The 18,302-nt window shown below is 72.2% G+C and carries 16 protein-coding genes and 1 pseudogene; 14 read left to right on the top strand and 3 right to left on the bottom strand.

Annotation, left to right across the window (positions count from 1 at the left end; translation table 11 throughout):
* Positions 1–1,462: 1,462 nt before the first annotated feature.
* The 6 genes from biuH (at position 1,463) to Dvina_RS11755 (ending at position 6,793) form a co-directional block, all read left to right on the top strand.
* Positions 1,463–2,203 carry a biuret amidohydrolase gene (gene biuH, locus Dvina_RS11780; protein ID WP_246656161.1) on the top strand — a complete coding sequence of 247 codons (741 nt, stop codon included), beginning with the start codon at positions 1,463–1,465 and terminating at the stop codon, positions 2,201–2,203.
* Between the two features lie 11 nt (positions 2,204–2,214).
* Complete coding sequence (locus tag Dvina_RS11775) at positions 2,215–2,883, top strand: cysteine hydrolase family protein (RefSeq protein ID WP_223102478.1); 669 nt, start codon at positions 2,215–2,217, stop codon at positions 2,881–2,883.
* Between the two features lie 4 nt (positions 2,884–2,887).
* Positions 2,888–4,585, top strand: a complete 1,698-nt coding sequence (locus Dvina_RS11770) for a SulP family inorganic anion transporter (RefSeq protein WP_246656160.1) — start codon at positions 2,888–2,890, stop codon at positions 4,583–4,585.
* A 10-nt stretch (positions 4,586–4,595) separates the two neighbouring features.
* Positions 4,596–4,967 carry an oxalurate catabolism protein HpxZ gene (gene hpxZ / locus Dvina_RS11765; protein ID WP_223102477.1) on the top strand — a complete coding sequence of 124 codons (372 nt, stop codon included), beginning with the start codon at positions 4,596–4,598 and terminating at the stop codon, positions 4,965–4,967.
* Positions 4,968–5,057: 90 nt separating this feature from the next.
* Entirely contained in the window at positions 5,058–6,053 is a 996-nt protein-coding gene (locus tag Dvina_RS11760) for an ATP-binding cassette domain-containing protein (RefSeq protein ID WP_223102476.1), read from the top strand.
* Between the two features lie 17 nt (positions 6,054–6,070).
* Positions 6,071–6,793, top strand: a complete 723-nt coding sequence (locus Dvina_RS11755) for an ABC transporter permease (protein WP_223105477.1) — start codon at positions 6,071–6,073, stop codon at positions 6,791–6,793.
* Here Dvina_RS11755 and Dvina_RS11750 read toward each other — a convergent pair.
* Together Dvina_RS11750 and Dvina_RS11745 are read right to left on the bottom strand one after the other, a co-directional pair.
* Entirely contained in the window at positions 6,777–9,896 is a 3,120-nt protein-coding gene (locus Dvina_RS11750; RefSeq protein ID WP_223102475.1) for an ATP-binding protein, read from the bottom strand. The two genes, Dvina_RS11755 and Dvina_RS11750, sit on opposite strands and share 17 nt — an antisense overlap.
* A gap of 150 nt (positions 9,897–10,046) precedes the next feature.
* Complete coding sequence (locus Dvina_RS11745; protein WP_223102474.1) at positions 10,047–10,541, bottom strand: hypothetical protein; 495 nt, start codon at positions 10,539–10,541, stop codon at positions 10,047–10,049.
* A 115-nt stretch (positions 10,542–10,656) separates the two neighbouring features.
* On the opposite strand from Dvina_RS11745, the gene Dvina_RS11740 reads away from it, so the two are divergent.
* Positions 10,657–11,511 carry an NAD-dependent epimerase/dehydratase family protein gene (locus tag Dvina_RS11740; protein WP_246656159.1) on the top strand — a complete coding sequence of 285 codons (855 nt, stop codon included), beginning with the start codon at positions 10,657–10,659 and terminating at the stop codon, positions 11,509–11,511.
* Between the two features lie 212 nt (positions 11,512–11,723).
* Here Dvina_RS11740 and Dvina_RS11735 read toward each other — a convergent pair whose 3' ends face one another.
* On the bottom strand, positions 11,724–12,119 hold the full coding sequence (locus Dvina_RS11735) for a DUF2267 domain-containing protein (RefSeq protein ID WP_223102473.1): 396 nt from the start codon (positions 12,117–12,119) through the stop codon (positions 11,724–11,726).
* 145 nt (positions 12,120–12,264) lie between these two features.
* On the opposite strand from Dvina_RS11735, the gene Dvina_RS11730 reads away from it, so the two are divergent.
* From Dvina_RS11730 to Dvina_RS11705, 7 genes and pseudogenes are all read left to right on the top strand, one after another.
* Complete coding sequence (locus Dvina_RS11730; RefSeq protein WP_223102472.1) at positions 12,265–13,089, top strand: Hsp20/alpha crystallin family protein; 825 nt, start codon at positions 12,265–12,267, stop codon at positions 13,087–13,089.
* A 32-nt stretch (positions 13,090–13,121) separates the two neighbouring features.
* A pseudogene (locus tag Dvina_RS55670) lies at positions 13,122–13,256 on the top strand (DnaJ domain-containing protein); the annotation flags it as partial.
* A 720-nt stretch (positions 13,257–13,976) separates the two neighbouring features.
* Complete coding sequence (locus tag Dvina_RS54145; RefSeq protein WP_246656158.1) at positions 13,977–14,438, top strand: DnaJ C-terminal domain-containing protein; 462 nt, start codon at positions 13,977–13,979, stop codon at positions 14,436–14,438.
* Positions 14,439–14,692: 254 nt separating this feature from the next.
* Positions 14,693–15,268, top strand: a complete 576-nt coding sequence (locus Dvina_RS11720) for an HdeD family acid-resistance protein (RefSeq protein WP_223102470.1) — start codon at positions 14,693–14,695, stop codon at positions 15,266–15,268.
* 414 nt (positions 15,269–15,682) lie between these two features.
* On the top strand, positions 15,683–17,113 hold the full coding sequence (locus tag Dvina_RS11715) for an LLM class flavin-dependent oxidoreductase (protein WP_343217158.1): 1,431 nt from the start codon (positions 15,683–15,685) through the stop codon (positions 17,111–17,113).
* A 15-nt stretch (positions 17,114–17,128) separates the two neighbouring features.
* On the top strand, positions 17,129–17,416 hold the full coding sequence (locus Dvina_RS11710; protein ID WP_223102468.1) for a YciI family protein: 288 nt from the start codon (positions 17,129–17,131) through the stop codon (positions 17,414–17,416).
* The gene (locus tag Dvina_RS11705) at positions 17,413–18,276 is read left to right on the top strand and encodes an SWIM zinc finger family protein (RefSeq protein ID WP_223102467.1); all 864 of its coding nucleotides are present in this window, start codon (positions 17,413–17,415) and stop codon (positions 18,274–18,276) included. The genes Dvina_RS11710 and Dvina_RS11705 overlap by 4 nt, the downstream gene beginning before the upstream one ends.
* The last annotated feature ends 26 nt before the right edge of the window (positions 18,277–18,302 follow it).

Here is an 18,302-nt window from a genome sequence, read left to right as displayed (position 1 = left end):
CGCGAGGTCGGCCTCGTGAACGCACCGCTCATTGCCCGCATAACCGTTCACCCCCTACCTCCGCCGCCCCCACCTCAGTGTGCGCACCGCTCACCTGCACGTTGCTCGTTTGCACGCAGCGTCCGTTGCGCAGCGCTCAATCTGCACGCGATGTTCGCTGCGCCATGCTCGCTGCACGCCGCGTCCACTTGCACAGTGCCCGTTCGCGCGCGCTGCCCACTTGAGCAGCGACCGGTTTGCATGCGATGTTCGTCGCGCGCCGTGCTCCTTGCATGCCGCATTCACCTGCGCCATGTCATTGGCGCGATGTTCCTTCCTTGCGCGCCGTGCTCCTTGCGCGCCGTGCTCCTTGCGCGCCGTGCTCCTTGCGCGCCGTGCTCCTTGCACGCGGCGTTTATTCGCGCGGTGCCCTTTTTGCGCGTGGTGCTCATTGCGCACGCGCTCATCTGCGCGGTGCCCGCTTGTGCGCGGCGCTCATTGCGGGCGGCGTTCACGTGCGCGGCGCCCATTTGTGCGCGGTGCTCATTGCGCGGTGCCCGTTCGTGCGGTGTCCCCTGTGCGCGCCGGTGTTCAAGTCATGCGCGGGTGGTCAGCTCGTTGCACACGCGTTCATCTGCGCGGCGAACGCTTGGGCGCGGTGCTCGCTGCGCGCGACATCTATTTACGCGGTGCTCGTTTGCGCACGCTGCTGACGCCGTTCCTGCCGCACGCCGCCCAGCACATCCACGAGCTGCTCAGGTGCTCGTTTGTACGTGGTGCCCTTGGTGCACGGCGGTCGCCGCGCGCGGTGCTCGTCGCGCGCAGCGTTCACGTGCGAGGCGCCCTTTTGCGCGCGGTGCTCGTTTGTACGCGGTGCCCTTGGTGCATGGTGGTCGCCGCGCGCGGCGCTCGTCGCTCGTCGCTCGTCGCTCGTCGCTCGTCGCGCGCGCCGTTCACATGCGAGGCGCCCTTTTGCGCGCGGTGCTCGTTTGTACGCGGTGCCCTTGGTGCACGGTGGTCGCCGCGCGCGGCGCTCGTCGCTCGTCGTGCGCGGCGTTCACGTGCGAGGCGCCCTTTTGCGCGCGGTGCTCGTTTGCGCGCGGTGCCCTTTGTGCATGGTTGTCGTTGCGCGCCAGCAGCGGCCGGCAGTCCATCCGCCGCGGCGCCAGCACGGCGATCGTTTGCGCGGTGTCCGTTTGTGCGGTGTTCCCTTATGCGCGCCGGTGTTCATGTCGTGTGCGGGCGGGCGGGCAGGCGGGGCGGGTGGCGGCGGTTGGTGTTGGGTGGTGTGGGTTGTGACTGGCCCGCCGTCCTTGCCGAGCACCTGCGGCTCATCGCGGCCGTCGGCGGGGCGGGACGGCTGGATGCGTCTGCCCGTGTTTGGCTCGTTGCGGTCTTGGCGTGTGGGCCGGTGAGTGGTGGTTTGGGTGGCGGGGTGGGGTTTACGGGTTGAGAGGGAGCGGACATCAATGCGTTACATGGCGTGCTGGTGGTCGTAACAGGATTGTCGACAATCGACAGCATGAGCAGCGGAGGAAGTATTGGGCCGGTTGTCGGGGCTCGGCCGTATGCGTGGCCCTATGACGGGCGGGTTGCGGTAGAGCGTACGGCGCTGCTGTGTATTGACTGGCAGGTCGACTTCTGTGGGGCCGGCGGTTACGTCGACAGCATGGGGTACGACATCGGGCTCACGAGGGGTGGGTTGCCGGCCACCGCCAAGTTGCTCGACCACGTTCGTGCGCTTGGCATGCTCGTCGTGCACACCCGCGAAGGGCATGCACCCGACCTGGCTGACCTGCCGCCGAACAAGCGGTGGCGGTCGGCGCAGATCGGGGCGGAGATCGGGTCGGCCGGGCCCTGCGGGCGGATCCTGGTCAGGGGTGAGCCGGGCTGGCAGATCGTGCCCGAGGTCGCGCCGGTCGCCGGGGAGGTCGTCGTCGACAAGCCGGGCAAGGGCGCCTTCTATGCCACGAACCTGGATCTGGTACTGCGCACACACGGCATCACCCACCTGATCCTCACGGGCATCACCACGGACGTCTGCGTGCACACCACCATGCGCGAAGCGAACGACCGCGGGTTCGAGTGCCTGATCCTCTCGGACTGCACGGGCGCCACCGATCCGGGCAACCACGCGGCTGCGCTGCACATGGTGACCATGCAGGGCGGGGTTTTCGGCTGTGTCGCGACGTCGCAGGACGTGATCGCGGCGACGTCCAGTTAGGAGCGTCCACTGTGGCCACTCTTCCGGCCGATCCGGCACCGTACACCTTCGAGCCCGACTCGACAGCGCTGCTCGTCATCGACATGCAGCGGGACTTCCTCGAGCCCGGCGGGTTCGGCGAGACGCTCGGCAACGACGTCGGGCAGCTGCGCCGGACCATCGAGCCGACGGCGAAGCTCCTCCAGGCCGCGCGGGAGCAGCAGCTCACCGTCATCCACACCCGGGAGGGCCACCTTCCCGACCTGTCCGACTGCCCGCCGGCCAAGCTCAACCGCGGCGACCCGAGCGTGCGCATCGGCGCGCCGGGGCCGATGGGGCGCATCCTCATCCGCGGCGAGCGCGGGCACGACATCATCGACGAGCTCGCCCCGGCACCGGGCGAGACGGTCATCGACAAGCCCGGCAAGGGTGCGTTCTACGCCACCGGGCTCGGCGACCTCCTGGCTGCGCAGGGCATCCGCAGCCTCGTCGTCACCGGCGTCACCACGGAAGTCTGCGTGCACACCACGGTCCGGGAGGCCAACGACCGCGGGTACGAGTGCCTCGTGCTCGCCGACTGCGTCGGCTCCTACTTTCCCGAGTTCCAGGCGGCCGGCCTGCGGATGATCGCCGCGCAGGGCGGCATCTTCGGGTGGGTCGCCGAGTCGCCCGCTTTCATAGCCGCTCTGCAAAGGACGTGACGACATGGCAACCGAGACCTCAGCTTTGAAAGTGCCGTGGTGGGTGCGCGGCGACACCAACGCGTTCTTCGGCTTCGGCGTCAACGTGCTGGTGAACGTGCTGACCCTGACCGCCCTGTGCCTGGGCGTGGTCAGGCTCAGCGAGCACGACGTGTTCCACGCCATCCTGCCGGCCCTGGGCATCGCGCTCGTCGTCGGCAACGTCTACTACACGTTCCTGGCCCGCCGGCTCGCCCGGCGCGAGAACCGCACGGACGTCACGGCGCTGCCCTACGGCCCGAGCGTGCCGCACATGTTCATCGTCATCTTCGTCATCATGCTGCCGGTGTACCTGAAGACGCAGGACGCCACCAAAGCGTGGAAGGCGGGACTGGCCTGGGCGTTCATCATCGGCGTCATCGTGCTGATCGGCGCGTTCGTCGGCCCGTACATCCGCCGCTACGCACCGCGGGCCGCACTGCTCGGCACCCTCGCCGGCATCTCCATCACCTTCATCTCGATGCTGCCCGCGGCCCGGATGTGGAACCTGGCCTGGGTTGCGCTGCCGGTCTTCGCGCTGCTGCTCATCGGCCTGCTCACCGACACGAAGCTGCCGGGCAACTTCCCGATCGGCCTCGCCGCACTCCTGCTGGGCACCGCGATCGGCTGGATCGGGGGCGCCATGGACGGCAACGCCGTGTCCACTGCGGCGCACGAGGTGGGGTTCGCGCTGCCCGGCGTACACCTCAATCTGCTGTTCTCGGGGCTTTCCGACGTCGCACCGCTGCTCGCCACCGCGATCCCGCTCGGCGTGTACAACTTCACCGAGGGCATGTCCAACGTGGAGAGTGCCGCGGCCGCCGGCGACAACTACAACCTGCGCAGTGTCCTGCTGGCCGACGGCGCCGGGGCGATCATCGGCTCGGCGCTCGGCTCGCCGTTCCCGCCCGCCGTCTACGTCGGGCACCCCGGCTGGAAGAAGGCCGGCGGCGGCAACGGGTATTCGATGGCCACCGGCATCGTCATCGCCGTGCTGTGTTTCCTGAGCATGTTCGGGCTGCTCGGGGCGCTGTTCCCGATGCCGGCGATCGTGCCCATCCTGCTGTACATCGGGCTGCTCATCGGCGCCCAGGCGTTCCAGTTCACGCCACGGGCGCACGCGGCGGCGGTCATCGCGGCCCTGGTCCCGAACATCGCCCAGTGGGCGACCGGCCAGATCGACAACTCGCTGGCGGCGGCGGGCACGACGGCGGCGAAGGTCGGCGAGAACGCACTGGAAGGCAACGGTGTCGTGTACTCCGGCCTGCTCACCCTCGGCCAGGGCGCGATCCTGGCCGGGCTGGTGTTCGGGTCGATCGTCGCGTTCGTCATCGACAAGCGGTTCGTCCACGCCGCCGTCTTCGCCGCGTGCGGCTCGCTGCTGTCGTTCGTGGGCCTGATCCACGCCGAGAAGATCGCCTGGAACGCGGCCGGCCCGGTCGCCCTCGGGTACCTCTTCATCGCCGTCGTCTGCGGCCTGTTCGCACTCACCCGCCCGGCCCCGCGCGTGCCCGAGCCCGACGAGATCGAGCTGGACCGCGCCCACGGTGCGGCACCCGCTGTGGCCGCCGACACCGAGCCCGCCCCGGCCGCCGAACCCACTGCGGCCGCCGACCCTGAGCCCACCCCGGCGGCCGCGCCCACTGCGACCGCCGCCGACCCCGAGCCGGCCCCCGCGGCCTAGGAGGAACCACGTGCACATCGACCGCCCCGACGTCGTGGCCGAGGTGACGGCCGCGTTCCACGACTACGAGAAGGCGCTCGTGGCCAACGACGTCGGGGCGCTCGACGCCTGGTTCTGGAGCTCACCTGACGTCACCCGGTTCGGCATCGCCGACCGGCAGACCGGGGCCGCGCAGCTGCACGCCTGGCGGGCCGCGCAGCCACCGCTCCCGCCGGGCCGCCGCCTGCTCGAGACCCGGGTGACGACGTTCGGCACCGACTTCGCCACGGTGACCACGCTGTTCGACTACCCGGGGACCGCGGACCGCCCCGGCCGGCAGTCCCAGACCTGGGTCCGCCTGCCCGAGGGCTGGCGCATCGTGCACGCCCACGTCTCCCACTGACCGGGCCGGCGCGGGAGCGCTGACACGCCCCCGGCCCCGTGTCAGCGCCGTGACAGGGCGGTGTTCGGGCCGGCCGCGATCGTTGTCCGCATGACGGATACGGCGATCGCGGTCGCGGGACTGCGCAAATCATTCAAGGACAAGGTGGTGCTCGACGGCATCGACTTCGATGTCCGGACGGGCTCGATCTTCTCGATGCTCGGGCCCAACGGGGCCGGCAAGACGACAACCGTCAACGTGCTGACCACGCTGCTGCGGGCCGACGCCGGCACCATCCACGTGGCCGGGCACGACCTGGCCCGCGACACCAAGCGGGTCCGGGCCGCGATCGGGGTCACCGGCCAGTTCGCGGCGGTCGACGAGCTGCTCACCGGCCGGGAGAACCTGCAGCTCATGGCCGATCTCAAGCGGGTGCGCGACGGCGGGCGGCTGGTCGGTGGGCTGCTGGAGCGCTTCGACCTCACCGCCGCCGCGGCGAAGCCCGTGTCGACCTACTCCGGTGGCATGCGGCGCAAGCTGGACCTGGCCATGACGCTCGTCGGCAACCCGCGGATCATCTTCCTGGACGAGCCGACCACGGGGCTGGACCCGCGCAGCCGGCGCACCATGTGGGACATCATCCGGAGCCTGGTCGCGGGCGGGGTCACGATCTTCCTGACCACGCAGTACCTGGACGAGGCCGACCAGCTCGCCGACCGGATCGCCGTGCTCGACCAGGGGCGGCTCGTCGCGCAAGGGTCGCCGGACGAGCTCAAGCGGCAGATCCCCGGCAGCCACGTGCGGCTCCGGTTCGCCGATGCGGGCGCGTGGAGTACAGCCGCCGGGGTTTTTCGGGGAGCAACCGCCGACGAGCAGGACCTGTCGCTGCGGATCCCCGGCAACGGCGACTCCGAGTCGCTGCGCGCGCTGCTCAACCGGCTCGACGAGCACGGCATCGTCGCCGCGGAGGTGTCGATGCACACGCCCGACCTCGACGACGTCTTCCTCGCACTGACCGGGCACGCCGGCCCGCGCGCAGTAACGGACAGCGAAACGACGGCAACTGACACGGCAACGAACATGAGCACGGAAGGGGTCGCACAGTGAACACCGACGCGACAATCATGCTGCGCCGCAACTTCAAGCACGTCCTGCGCAACCCGGTCGCGGTGTTCAACGGGCTGCTGTTCCCGGTCATCATCATGCTGATGTTCGTGTACGTCCTCGGCGACGCGTTCAGTGTCGGCGTCGACTACATCGACTACGCCACGCCGGGCATGCTGCTGCTGGCCGTCTGCTACGGCCTCGGCTCGACCGCGACCTCGGTGAACGCGGACATGACCAAGGGCATCATCAACCGGTTCAAGGTGATGGACGTGTCGCGCGGGGCGGTGCTGACCGGGCACGTCGTCACAAGCGTGCTCGGCAACCTCATCGCGATCGCCGGCATCTTCGCCACGGCGTTCGCGCTGGGCTTCCGGCCGTCGGCGGGGCTCACCGACTGGCTGGGCGTGATCGGGCTGGTGCTGCTGCTCAGCTTCGCGCTCGGCTGGCTCACCGTCGCGCTCGGCCTGGCCGCGAAGACGCCGGAGGCGGCCGGCATCACCAGCGTCCCGCTCGTCATGCTGCCGTTCTTCAGCAGCGCGATCGTGCCGGCCGACAAGATGGGGCCGGGGGTGCGGCAGTTCGCGCAGTACCAGCCGTTCACGCCGATCATCGAGACGCTGCGCGGCCTGTTCGCGGGCTCGGTGCCGACCGGCAGCGCGATCGCGGCGGTCGCCTGGTGCGCCGGGATCGGCCTGGTCGGCTACCTGTGGGCGTCCTCGACGTTCAGCCGGCGAGCGTGAGCGCGACAAGCTCCGGCCACGCCATACCGGCACCCTCGCGCGCCGCCTCGGTGAACTGCTCGTCACCGAGGCGGCGCCGCGCCTGCGCCTCGATCCGGCCCTCGTCCGGGTTGGCGCAGTCGCGGATGCCGCGGACGGCCACGACGGCCCCGAGCAGCCGGGCCGCCTGCTCGTCCCGGCCGAGGCGCAGCGCGAGGTCGGCGACGCCGATCAGGGCCAGGCCGACCATCGGGCCGTAGCCGAGCTCCTCCGCCGCCTGCCACGCGGCCGCGCGGTGGGCCCGGGCCTCGTCGATGTCCTCGGCCAGGTAGCCGAGCAGGTCGTGGACGGTCAGGCGGTTGTGGGGCTCCTCCGCCTCGGCGCCCAGCAGCCCGGTCGCGACGCCGAGCAGCCGGCGGGCCTGCGCGGCGTCGCCGGCCCAGCGGGCCAGGTCGGCCTTGGTCAGGGCGAGGTCGGCGAGCGCGTCGGGCCAGGTGACCCGCTCCGCGGCCCGGTCCGACTCGGCGACCGCGGCCTGCGCGGCGGCGTGGTCGCCGAGCAGCCAGTACAGCTTCGCCTGACGCGCCCGCACCCGGATGGTGTCCTCGCCGGCACCGATCTCGGCGAGGACCGCGATGGCCTCGCGGTAGTACTCGCAGGCCCGCTCCAGCTCGCCGCGCATGGCGATGCGGTCGGCCAGCTCCGTCAGCGCGAACGAGATGCCGAACCGCTCGCCGATGCCGCGGAACTCCGCGAGGGCTGTGGCGAGATAGGCGTCCGCCTCGTCGCCGCCGACCCCGAGCATGATCCGCATCTTGCCCAGCTGCAGCCGGGCCAGGGCGCGGGCCCAGGGGTCCTCGGTGCCCAGCAGCGACTCGAACGCGGGCAGGCTGTCGTCGGGCGCCGCGAGCATCCGCTCCATCGGGGCGATGAGCACGCTCAGCGGGTGGTGCGTGCGGCTGTTGCGGTCGGCCTCGGCGGCCCGCCGGATCCAGTCCGCGGCCTGCTGCTCGCCCGAGCGGCCCGAGGTCACGTACATGGACACGATTCCGTAGACGATGGCGCGCACCTCGGCCGGCCCGTCCGGCCCGGGCAGCTCGGTGGCGGCGACGAGCAGCTCGAGGCCCTCGGCCTTGTAGCCGGCGAGCCACCAGTACCAGCCCGCCCCGGCCGCGAGCCGCATCGCCGCCGGACCGTCACCGGCCGCCAGGGCGCCGCGCAGCGCGGCCCCGATCTCGTCGTGCTCGGCCTTGTACACGGCGAGCCACTCGAGCTGCTCGGCCCGGCGCAGGTGGGGCTCCGCGGCCTCGGCGAGCTCGGTGAAGTACACCAGATGGGCCTTTGCCGTTGCCGCTGTCTCCGCGGCCTCGGCGAGCCGCTGGGCGGCGTACTCCTTGATGGTGCCCAGCATCCGGTAGCGCGGCGCGCCCTCGCCCGCGGTGCGCAGCAGCGACTTCTCGGCCAGCGCGGTGAGCAGTTCGATGACGTCCTCGGGCTCGACGTCGCCGCCGGCGCAGACCCGCTCGGCCGCCTCCAGGCTCGCGCCGCTCGCGAACACCGACAGCCGGCGCAGGACGGCCCGCTCGGCGTCGCTGAGCAGCTCCCAGCTCCAGTCGACCATGGCGCGCAGCGTCCGGTGCCGCGGCAGCGCGGTGCGGCTCCCGCCGGTCAGCAGCCGGAACCGGTCGTCGAGCCGGTTGGCCAGCTGCTCGACGGTCAGCGTGCGCAGCCGGGCCGCGGCCAGCTCGATCGCGAGCGGCATCCCGTCGAGGGCCCGGCAGATGCGGGCCATGGTGGCGAGGGTGTGCACGTCGGCCATGAGATCGCTGCGGACCGCACTCGCGCGGTCGCGCAGGAGCTGGACTGCCGGCGCATGTTCCATCGCTTTGGTACTCGCCTCGGCCCCCGGTGCCGCCAGCGGCTCGACCAGCCAGAGCGCCTCGCCGGTGATGCCGAGGGGCTCGCGGCTGGTCGCGAGGATGCGCAGGCGCCGGCACTCGCCGAGCAGCCGGTGCGCGAACGCGGCCGCCTGCTCGATGACGTGCTCGCAGTTGTCCAGGATGAGCAGCGCCTCGCGGTCGCGGATCGCCGTGACGAGCCGGTCCACCGGGTCCGCGTTGGAGGCGGCGCCGAGCAGCTCGTCGCGCAGCCCGAGCCCGGACAGCGCCGCCGGGGCCACGTCACCGCCCGCGACGACGGCGGCCAGCTCGATCAGCCAGGCCCCGTCGGGCAGCCCACCCTCGCCGAGCATCGCCCGCGCGGTCTCGGTGGCCAGCCGGGTCTTGCCCGCGCCGCCGGGCCCGGTGAGCGTGGTGAGCCGGTGCCCGGCGACGAGGGCCCGGACGGCGGCGACCTCGGCCTCCCGGCCGACGAAGCTGGTCAGCTCGGCCCGCAGGTTCGTGCGCCGGTCCTCGTCGCCGCCGCGGCCGACCTCGCCCCGCAGCAGCGCGGTGTGCAGCGCGGACAGCTCCGCCGACGGGTCGACACCGAGGGCGTCGGCGAGCGATTCGCGGGTGTGCTGGTACACCATCAGGGCATCGCTGTTGCGGCCGGCGGCCACCAGGGCCCGCATGAGCGCGGCGACCAGGCGCTCCCGGAGTGGGTGCGCGGCGACCAGATCCTGCAGTTCGGCGACCAGCTCGGCGCCCCGGCCGCGCTCGATGTCGGCCTCGAACTGCTGCTCCCGGGCCGTGAGCCGCAGCCCGTCGAGCCTCGTGGCGGCCGCGTCGAACGCCGCGCTGCCCTGCAGCCCCACGTCCTCCAGCGCGCTCCCGCGCCACAGCGCCAGCGCCTCGCCGGTCCGCCCGGCCTGCAGGAGTCGCTCGAACCGCACGGCGTCGACGGCGTCCGCCGGGACCATCAGCCGGTAGCCGTCGGTCTGCCCCTCGATCGCCCCGTCCGGCAACGCCTTGCGCAGCCGGGACACGAGCCGCTGCAGCGCGTTCGTCGCGTCGGCGGGCGGCTGCTCGTCCCAGATCCAGTCGACGAGCGTCGCCTTGGAGACCACGTGCCCGGGATTGAGCGCGAGGGCGACAAGCAGCCCGCGCAGGCGCGCACCCGGCACGTCCGCCCGGTCACCGCCGGCCGTGCGCACCTCGAACGGCCCAAGTATCCCGATTTGCACGTGCGCGATTCTGCCACGCCCGGCGCTGCTCGTTCGGCCGGTCGTCGGCCTGAGCACCGTGCCGGAAGCCCTGTCCGCCGGCCGACTCGCACGGCCGGGCCGTCGGCGCGACAGTCGCCGGGGTTACGGACAGGACCTCTGAGCAGGCGCTCAGCGGGGTGGCTGCGCCGGCGGCGCGGGAACGACAAGCAACATTGCGACGAGGATCGCTGCACAGACGGTGAGCATCGACAGGGTCGCGACGACGGGCACGTACCAGCGGGGCGTGAGCGCGGCGATGTCCGCCCCGATCTCAGCCGCCGTCGCGCCCGCGCCCACGATCCGCGGTGCGGCGATCGTCCCGCCGCCGAACAGCGCCGGGCTCAGCCCGCCGGCGAGCAGCGCGCACACGAGCCACGCCGGTCCCCGGCCCCCGCTCGTGCGCAGGTGCTCGGCCGCGTACAGACAGCAGCCGGCCGCCGCGGCCCCCAGCAACACCCCGACGACGAGCGCGGTGCGGGCCCGACCGGCACCGCCGTCGCTGTACGCGAGCCCGTACGCCGCCTCGATGCTCCCGCGCACCAGCACCCCGGCGAGGCTCACGGCGAACGCGGCGGTGCCGGCCGCGAGCAGCCCGGCCCGCGCGAGCCGGCGTGTGACATCCACGGTTCGCATCGTCGCAGACCTGCGCATCACCTCTTGACCGTCGCGCGTATTCCCGCGCAGCGGCGAGTTGTTGCACACGCAGCGCGAGGGGCCCGGTACGCCTTAGCGTGAGCGCATGAGGATCGTGTTGACCGGGGGAACCGGATACATCGGGTCGGCTGTGGTACGGGAACTGGTCGCGGCCGGGCATGCCGTCACCGCGCTGGTCCGCAGTGACGAGGCGGCCGGCAAGGCCGGCAAGCACGGCGCCGACCCGATCGTCGGCGACCTGTTCGACGGCGCATGGACCGCCGAGCGCTTCGCCGAGGCCGACGCGGCCGCGCACATCGCCGCGACCGGCGGCCCCGACACCGCCGACCTGGACCGGACGATCGTCGGCGCGGCCGTGGAGGCTTTCCGCGGTACCGCGAAACAGTTCGTCCACACCAGCGGCATCTGGCTCTGGGGCGACAACGCCGACATCACCGAGGCCTCGCCCCTGCAGCCGCCGGCGCTCACCGCCTGGCGCGTGCCGGTGGAGCAGTCCCTGCTCGACTCGCCGATCGCGGCGACGATCGTCGCCCCCGGCATCGTCTACGGGCACGGCGGCGGGATTCCGGCCGGGGTACTGGCCCCGGCCCGCGACGACCAGGGCCGCGTCCGGCTGATCGGGGACGGCTCCCAGCACTGGACGTCCGTGCACGTGGACGACGTGGCCTCCGCGTACCGGATCGTGCTGGAGCACGGCTCCCCGCTGGGCCGCCTCGTGATCGCGTCCGGCACGAACCCGACGGTGCTCGAGCTGGCCGAGGCCGCGGCGGGAGCGGCCGGGGTGGCGCCCGAAAGCGTCGAGGACAGCCGGGGCCGGCTGGGGGCGGCGTTCGCGGATGCGCTGCTGCTCGATCAGCAGGCTTCGGGGGCGCGGGCGCGGGAGCTCGGCTGGAACCCGGGTGGGGTCTCGCTGGTTTCGGAGCTGCGCTCGGGGAGCTGAGCGGTTTCGCGGTTGGCGCCGGTGCTCGATGGTCGGGTGGGCTCGATATGTCGGGCGCTGGCGCGCCGCGACATATCGGACTTTTCGCCTGACGGGGTATGTGTCCAAAATGTCGGGTCACGCCAGCACTGGCTCGCGTTTTTGATCTCTCCGCTCGGACTTCTCGGGTTTTGGTCGAACCGCTCGGACTGCTCTGGTTTCGGGCGGTTCGCTCAGACCGGCAGCAGCGAGGAGCCGGACTCGGTCAGGGCCAGGATGTCGCTGGTCAGCGGCTGGTACACGCGCCGGAGCAGGGCCGGGTCACAGGCGCTCGCCACGACCGCGAAGACCGCTCTGGCGAGGCGTTCCGCTTCTGCCTTGGGTACCGCGGACCGGGCGGCGACGTCCTCCAGGAAGTCGAGGTGGACCTCCTGGTCGTACAGGTACTGGTGGGACCACAGCGGCTCGGCGAGTGTCGGGGGCAGCTCGGCGGCCAGCTGGTGCACCCAGCCGTCGGGGAGCCGGGTCGCCACGGCGTGCAGGACGCCGCGCAGGGCCCGGCGAGCGCGCTCGGGGTCGGTGATGCCGGTCCGGTCGCGTACCTCCGCGATGAAAACGTCTTCGTACATGCGCTGAACGCTGCCCGCGTCCGAGGTGAGCGGCCATCACTCGGCGACGGCGAGTGCGGGCGCGGCCATCCCGGGTGGGTGAACCGGCTCATCCGGGGGTCGCCAAGCATTGGGGGGTACCCAAACCCTGTTGGGAGGCCTCACCATGACACTGCTGGTCACCCGTCCCCGCCGATCACTGGCCCTGTACCCGGCGCTCGGGCTGCCCGTGACGGGCGGCGCACCCGTCGACATCGAGGAGACGAGCGAGGCGTTCCTGATCGAGCTGGACCTGCCGGGCGTGGCCCCGGGCGACGTCCAGATCGAGCTGCGCGACAGCGAACTGCGGGTCTGGGGCTCGTTCAAGGAGCGGCAGCGCGACGGGACGCTGCGGCACCAGGCCCGGCGCACGGGCGAGTTCGAGTATCTGGTGGCCCTCCCCGGCGACGTCGACGCCGACAACGTCTCGGCCGAGCTCGACGGCGGCGTCCTCACGATCGTGGCGCCGAAGCTGCGGGAGCAGGCGACCCGGCGGATCGCGGTCGGCGCGCGGGCGGACGCTGCGTCGGACTCGCCCCCGGACGCCTCCTCGGGCTCGTCGCTGGCCGCTTCGTCGGGCTCGTCGTCGGGTACGTCTCCGGGCACCTCGTCGGCGCCTTCCGGGGCGGCGGCGCGGCCCGGGTCCAGCTCCGGCGCTGGTGCAAGCCCTGGCGCTGGTCCAAGCCCTGGTTCGAGCCCCGGTTCCCGTTCTGGTTCTGGTTCTGGTTCTGGCTCTGAGTCTGGTTCTGGGTCCGGGATGCCGTTCGTGCGGGCCAGTGCACCGCAGGCGCGGCCGGGCGATTCGGGGGCGCGGGGCGGGTTGCCCGACACGCCGGCCGCTCAGGCCAAGCAGATGAAAGAGGGGCAGTCGCGGCCCGGACCGGCGAGCCAGCAGGTCGGATCGGCGAATGTCGGCAGCACCGGCCAGGTCGGCCGGAGCGCGACGAGCTGAGGCGGCGCTCCGGCTTCCGGGGACGGCCGGCAATGGCCGCTGTGGGCCGCGACCCGTACGAGGTGCTCGGCTTGGCGCGCGGTGCGGGGCGGGAGGAGGTCCAGCGTGCGTATCGGCGGCTGGCTCGCCGCTTCCACCCCGACGTCAGCGTCGAGGCCGGTGCGGAGGAGCGGTTCAAGGAGATCGGCTCGGCGTACCGGGTGCTCATCGCCCGGTCACGGAAGCGTTCACCCGGATCGGGGCGCCCGACGGGCGACAGCGGCACCGCAGGACCGGAACGCTCAGCTTGGCGCGAACGTCCAACCGGACCGCGACGTACGGCCGGCGACAGCGATGCCGCGGGGTCGGGACGTTCGGCCGGAGACAGCGATGCCGCAGGACCGAGACGTACGGCGGCCGACAGCGATGCCGGGGGGTCGGGACGTCCGGCTGCTCGCGGGCAGTCGACCGCACCGGGACCATGGACCGGCGGCGGCGGTGCCGTGCGGCCGGAACGTTGGGCTTCACAACGGCAGCCGGTCGGCGACTGTGATGCCGACGATGGCCGTGGTGCCGGAGCCGCGCCTTCGAGCAGGCCTAATCAGCCTCCGGACGGCGGACCGGACCGGCGGTCGGACGGCAGACCGGACCGGCGGTCGGACGGCGGACCGAAACGACGGTCGGACGGCGAGGCAAACCGGCGATCGGACGGTGGGCCTGACCGCCGGTCGGGCGGTGGAACGGACCGGCAGTCGGACGGTGGAGCAGACCGGCGATCGGACGGTGGAACGGAGCCGGGGCCGAATCTGGTCGGTGAGCTGTTCCGAGGGGCGCGCGGGGCCGATGTCCGGGCCGGGGTCACGGTCGGGGTCGAGGTCGCGTACGTCGGCGGGCGGCGGGTGGTCACGGTGGACGGACCGGCGGGGCGGCCACGGCAGTACGACGTGGTGGTCCCGGCGGGTGTCGCCGACGGCGAGCGGCTGCGGCTGGCCGGCCGGGGCGAGCCCGGCGTACACGGTGGGGCCGCGGGTGACCTGCTGCTCGAGGTGCACCTTGCCCCCCATCCCCGGCTCAGGGTCTCCGGGCGCGACGTGCGGGTCGCGGTGCCGGTCAGCCCGTGGGAGGCCGCACTCGGCGCCGTGGTGCCGGTCGATCTGCCGGGCGGCGACGTGCAGGTGGACGTCCCCGCCGGCTCGCCTTCTGGGAGACGCCTGCGCCTACCGGGCCTCGGCTTGCCGAACCCGCGCGGCACGCCCGGCGATCTGCTCGTCGAACTGCACATCGTGGTGCCCGAACCGCTCACCGACAGCGAGCGTGCACTGTTCGTATCGCTCGCCCGAGAGTCGACCTTCAACCCACGCACAACATGAACGCCGCGCACAGCATGAGCACGCACGACACGAACACCCGCGCACAGCATGAGCACCGCGCCTTACGTGAGCACACACAACACGAACACTCGCGCACGACATGAACACCTGCGCACGAAACGAACACGCATAGCGAACAGACCGAACGCACACCCGCGCACGAAACGAACGTGCACGGCGGACGGAACGCACACCGGCGCACTGAACGAACATGCGCAGGGAACGGACGGAACGAGTATCAGAGGAGGGGTTCCATGCTGAAAAGGGAAGCGTGGCTGCTGGGCATCCGCGGCGTACTCGCCGTCGTGTTCGGTGTCCTCGCCGTGATCTGGCCCGGCGTCACCGTGATCGCGCTGGCGCTGCTGTTCGGCATCTTCGCCATCGTCACCGGCGTCGAGCAGCTGATCCACGCGATCCGGCCGACCGCCGGCCCGTCGAACCCGGTCACCGGCTTCGCGGACGGCACCGGCCCCCGGATCGCCCGCGGCATCGCCGGGCTGGTCGGCCTGGTCGTCGGCGTCATGGCTGTCGTCTGGCCCGGGGTGACCGCGGTGACCCTGGCCATCCTGGTCGGCGTGTGGGCGGTGGTCATCGGCCTGTCCGATCTGTGGCTGGCCACCCGCCAGCACGGGGGCTGGTCGATGGCGCTCATCGGCGCCCTGGCCATCGTGGCCGGCCTGTTCATCATGATCCGCCCGGCCGCGGGCGCCCTGGCCATCGCCTGGACCATCGGCGTATACGCCATCATCAGCGGCGTCCTCCTCATGGTCGCCGCGTACCAACTGACGCACCAGAGCAGCGGCCGGGGCCGCATGGCCGCGGCCCACTGACCGCCGCAGCAGACACGATCGCGCACGCCGACCGCTCGGGCGTGCGCGTTCGTGCCCTGCAACCGGGCACCCCCGCGCCCAAACGCACACCGCACGCAACGATCAAACCGACCAAACCGCCGCGCGGCGTGCAAGGACTGCACGTCGGACGTGCGCATTCGTGCCCCACTACCGGTCGCCCCGCGCGCAAACGCACACCGCACGCAACGATCAAACCGACCAACCGCCGCGCGGCGTGCAAGGACTCCACGTCGGACGTGCGCATTCGTGCCCCACTATCGGACACCCCGGCACACGAACGCGCACCGCATGCAACGGCCAAAACGACCAAACGGCCGCGCGGTGTGCGGGTGACTGCACGTCGGGCAAGCCCGTGGGCGATGGGTTTCGGGTGGGTCCGGGCCGCACAATGGCGTGGTGTTGACACTGCCGGAGCCTTGTCTTGTCGTGCTTGTCGGGCCCGGGGCGGCTGGGAAGTCGACCTGGGCGGCGGCGCACTTCCGCAGTGATCGGGTCGTGTCGTCCGATGCGCTGCGGGCGCTGGCGGGGGCCGGTGAGGATGACATCGCGGCCAGCGGTGATGCGTTCGAGATCCTCGAATTGGTTGTCGAGCGGCGGGTACGGCGGGGGCTCACCACAGTCGTCGACACCCTCGGGCTCGACGCCGCACGGCGGCGGCGGTGGATCGGGCTCGCGCGCGAGTGCGGCATGCCGTGCGTGGCTGTCGCGTTCGACACTCCGGCGGCGCAGTGCCGGGCGCGCAACCGGGCGCGCACGGGCAAGCGGATTCCGGCCGACGTGCTCACCCGGCAACTGCGCGAATGGACACGCACGCGTGACGTCCTGCCGGACGAAGGCTTCTCGCTGGTACTGCACGAGACGGCGGTCCGCACCGCACCGCCGGCGTTCGCGGAGGCGGCAACCGCCCGGCAGCGACAGGCCGAAGCGCCGGCCCGGCTGCGGTTCGGGCTGCACCTCGCCGAGTTCAAGGGCGTCGACGTGCGCGCGACCGCGCAGGCGGCCGAGGCGGCCGGGTTCGACGCGGTGTACGTGATGGACCATTTCCGGCAGATTCCGCAGGTCGGGCGGGCCTGGGACGACTTCCTCGAGAGCTGGACGACCCTCGCGTACATCGCGGCCTGCACGGAGCGGGTGCGGCTCGGGACGCTCGTGAGCGGGGTGACGTACCGCAACGTCGCCCACCTCGGCAAGATCGCGGCGACGCTCGACGTCCTGTCCGGTGGGCGCGCCGTGTGCGGGCTCGGGCTCGCATGGTTCAAGGACGAGCACAAGGCGTACGGATGGGACTTCCCGAACGTGCGCGAACGGTACGCACTCCTGGAGGACGCCCTCCAGCTCCTGCCGCTCCTGTGGGGCAAGGGCAGCCCGGGCTTCCAGGGCCGGGTGCTCAACGTCCCCGAGGCGATGTGCTACCCGCGCCCGGTGCACGGGCGCATCCCGATCATCGTCGGCGGGAACGGTGAGCGGCACACGCTGCGCCTGGCGGCACAGTATGCGGACGCGGCGAACGTCATGGGCGACCTGGAGACGGTTCGGCGCAAAGCGTCGGTCCTGCGGCAGTACAACCGGCAGACCGCACTCACCCACCTCACGACCGCGCTGGTCTCCCGGGACGACCGGGCTCTTGACGCCCTGGTCGAGGCCGGCCGTGGGCGGCGGCCGCGCGACACGTATGCGGCGGCTGTCCATGCGGGCACCGTGGACGACCACATCGGACGGTTTCGCGCACTGGCGGACAGCGGCGTGCAGGAAGTGATGGTGCGCCTGCCGCATCCTGACTGCATGGAGCCCATGTCGCAGGTCATCGCCGCGTTCCGGGGCTGACGTAGACTGCGCGGCATGTTCGTCATCACGCTGCGATACGTCGCCGGGCTCGACCAGATCGACGACAACCTGCAGGCGCACACCGAGTGGGTCGACGGGCAGTACGACGACGGGGTGTTCGTGGCCTCGGGCGCCATGACCCCGCGCGAGGGCGGCGTCATCCTGGCGACCGGGCTGGCGCGAGCGGAGCTGGAGGCCCGGCTGGCGCTCGACCCGTTCCGGCAGAAGGGCCTGGCGGAGTACCAGATCGTGGAGTTCACGCCGCGCCGGGTGGCCGCCGGGCTGGAGCGTCTGCAGGGGTGACGACACCTGACTATTGGGGTGCGCGCACCGTCCGCGTGGAGGGCGGCATCCGTGCGCGCAGCACGCGCGGCGCGATCGGCGAATCCTGGTGGTCGAAGCGCTTCCTGGCCGTGCTCGAGTCGTTCGCGCTGGGCACGCGCCTGACCCGCGGCCGCAACTACGCCCGGGCCGGCCAGGTGCTGAGCCTGGACATCGCGCCCGGCACGGTGCGCGCGAGCGTGCAGGGTTCGCGGCCGCGGCCGTACGAGGTGACGATCGCGCTTGCGGTGTTCCCCGACCCGGCGTGGGCGGCGATCGAGCAGGCCCTGGCCGCCGAGGCCCTGGGCGCCGCGAAGCTGCTGGCCGGCGAGCTGCCGCCGCACGTGGAGGACGTCTGCCTGGCCGCCGGCGCCCCGCTGTTCCCGGCCCGCCTGGCCGACCTGGCGATGCGGTGCAGCTGCCCCGACCAGGCTGTCCCGTGCAAGCACCTGGCCGCCACGTTCTACCTGCTGGCGGAGCGTTTCGACGCCGACCCGTTCGACATCCTGCTGTGGCGCGGCCGTGCCCGCGACGCCCTGCTGGCCGCGCTGCGCACAATCCGGGCCGGCTCGCACGTCGAGGCCCTGGCGGAGGACGAGCCGGAGCCGTCAACTGCCGAAATGCCCTCCCCCATCGGTACCGCCGGAGCCCTGGCCAACCTCCCGGAGCCGGACGTGGAGATCGAACGGTTCTGGCTGTCCCCGGTCCCGCTGACCGACCCGGTGCCGTCCCACGCCACCGAGCGCGACCTGCTGCTGCGTCAGCTGCCACCACCCCCGCCGGAGCTGGGCGGCGCCGAAGCCCTGCGCCGCCTGCGCCGCTGGTACCGCCCGCGCTCCTGACCCGTCCGCGCACCCCCGCAGCCAGC

It is taken from the genome of Dactylosporangium vinaceum (assembly GCF_019904175.1).
GTDB lineage: Bacteria > Actinomycetota > Actinomycetes > Mycobacteriales > Micromonosporaceae > Dactylosporangium > Dactylosporangium vinaceum.
This window is presented reverse-complemented; position numbering and strand designations above follow the sequence as displayed.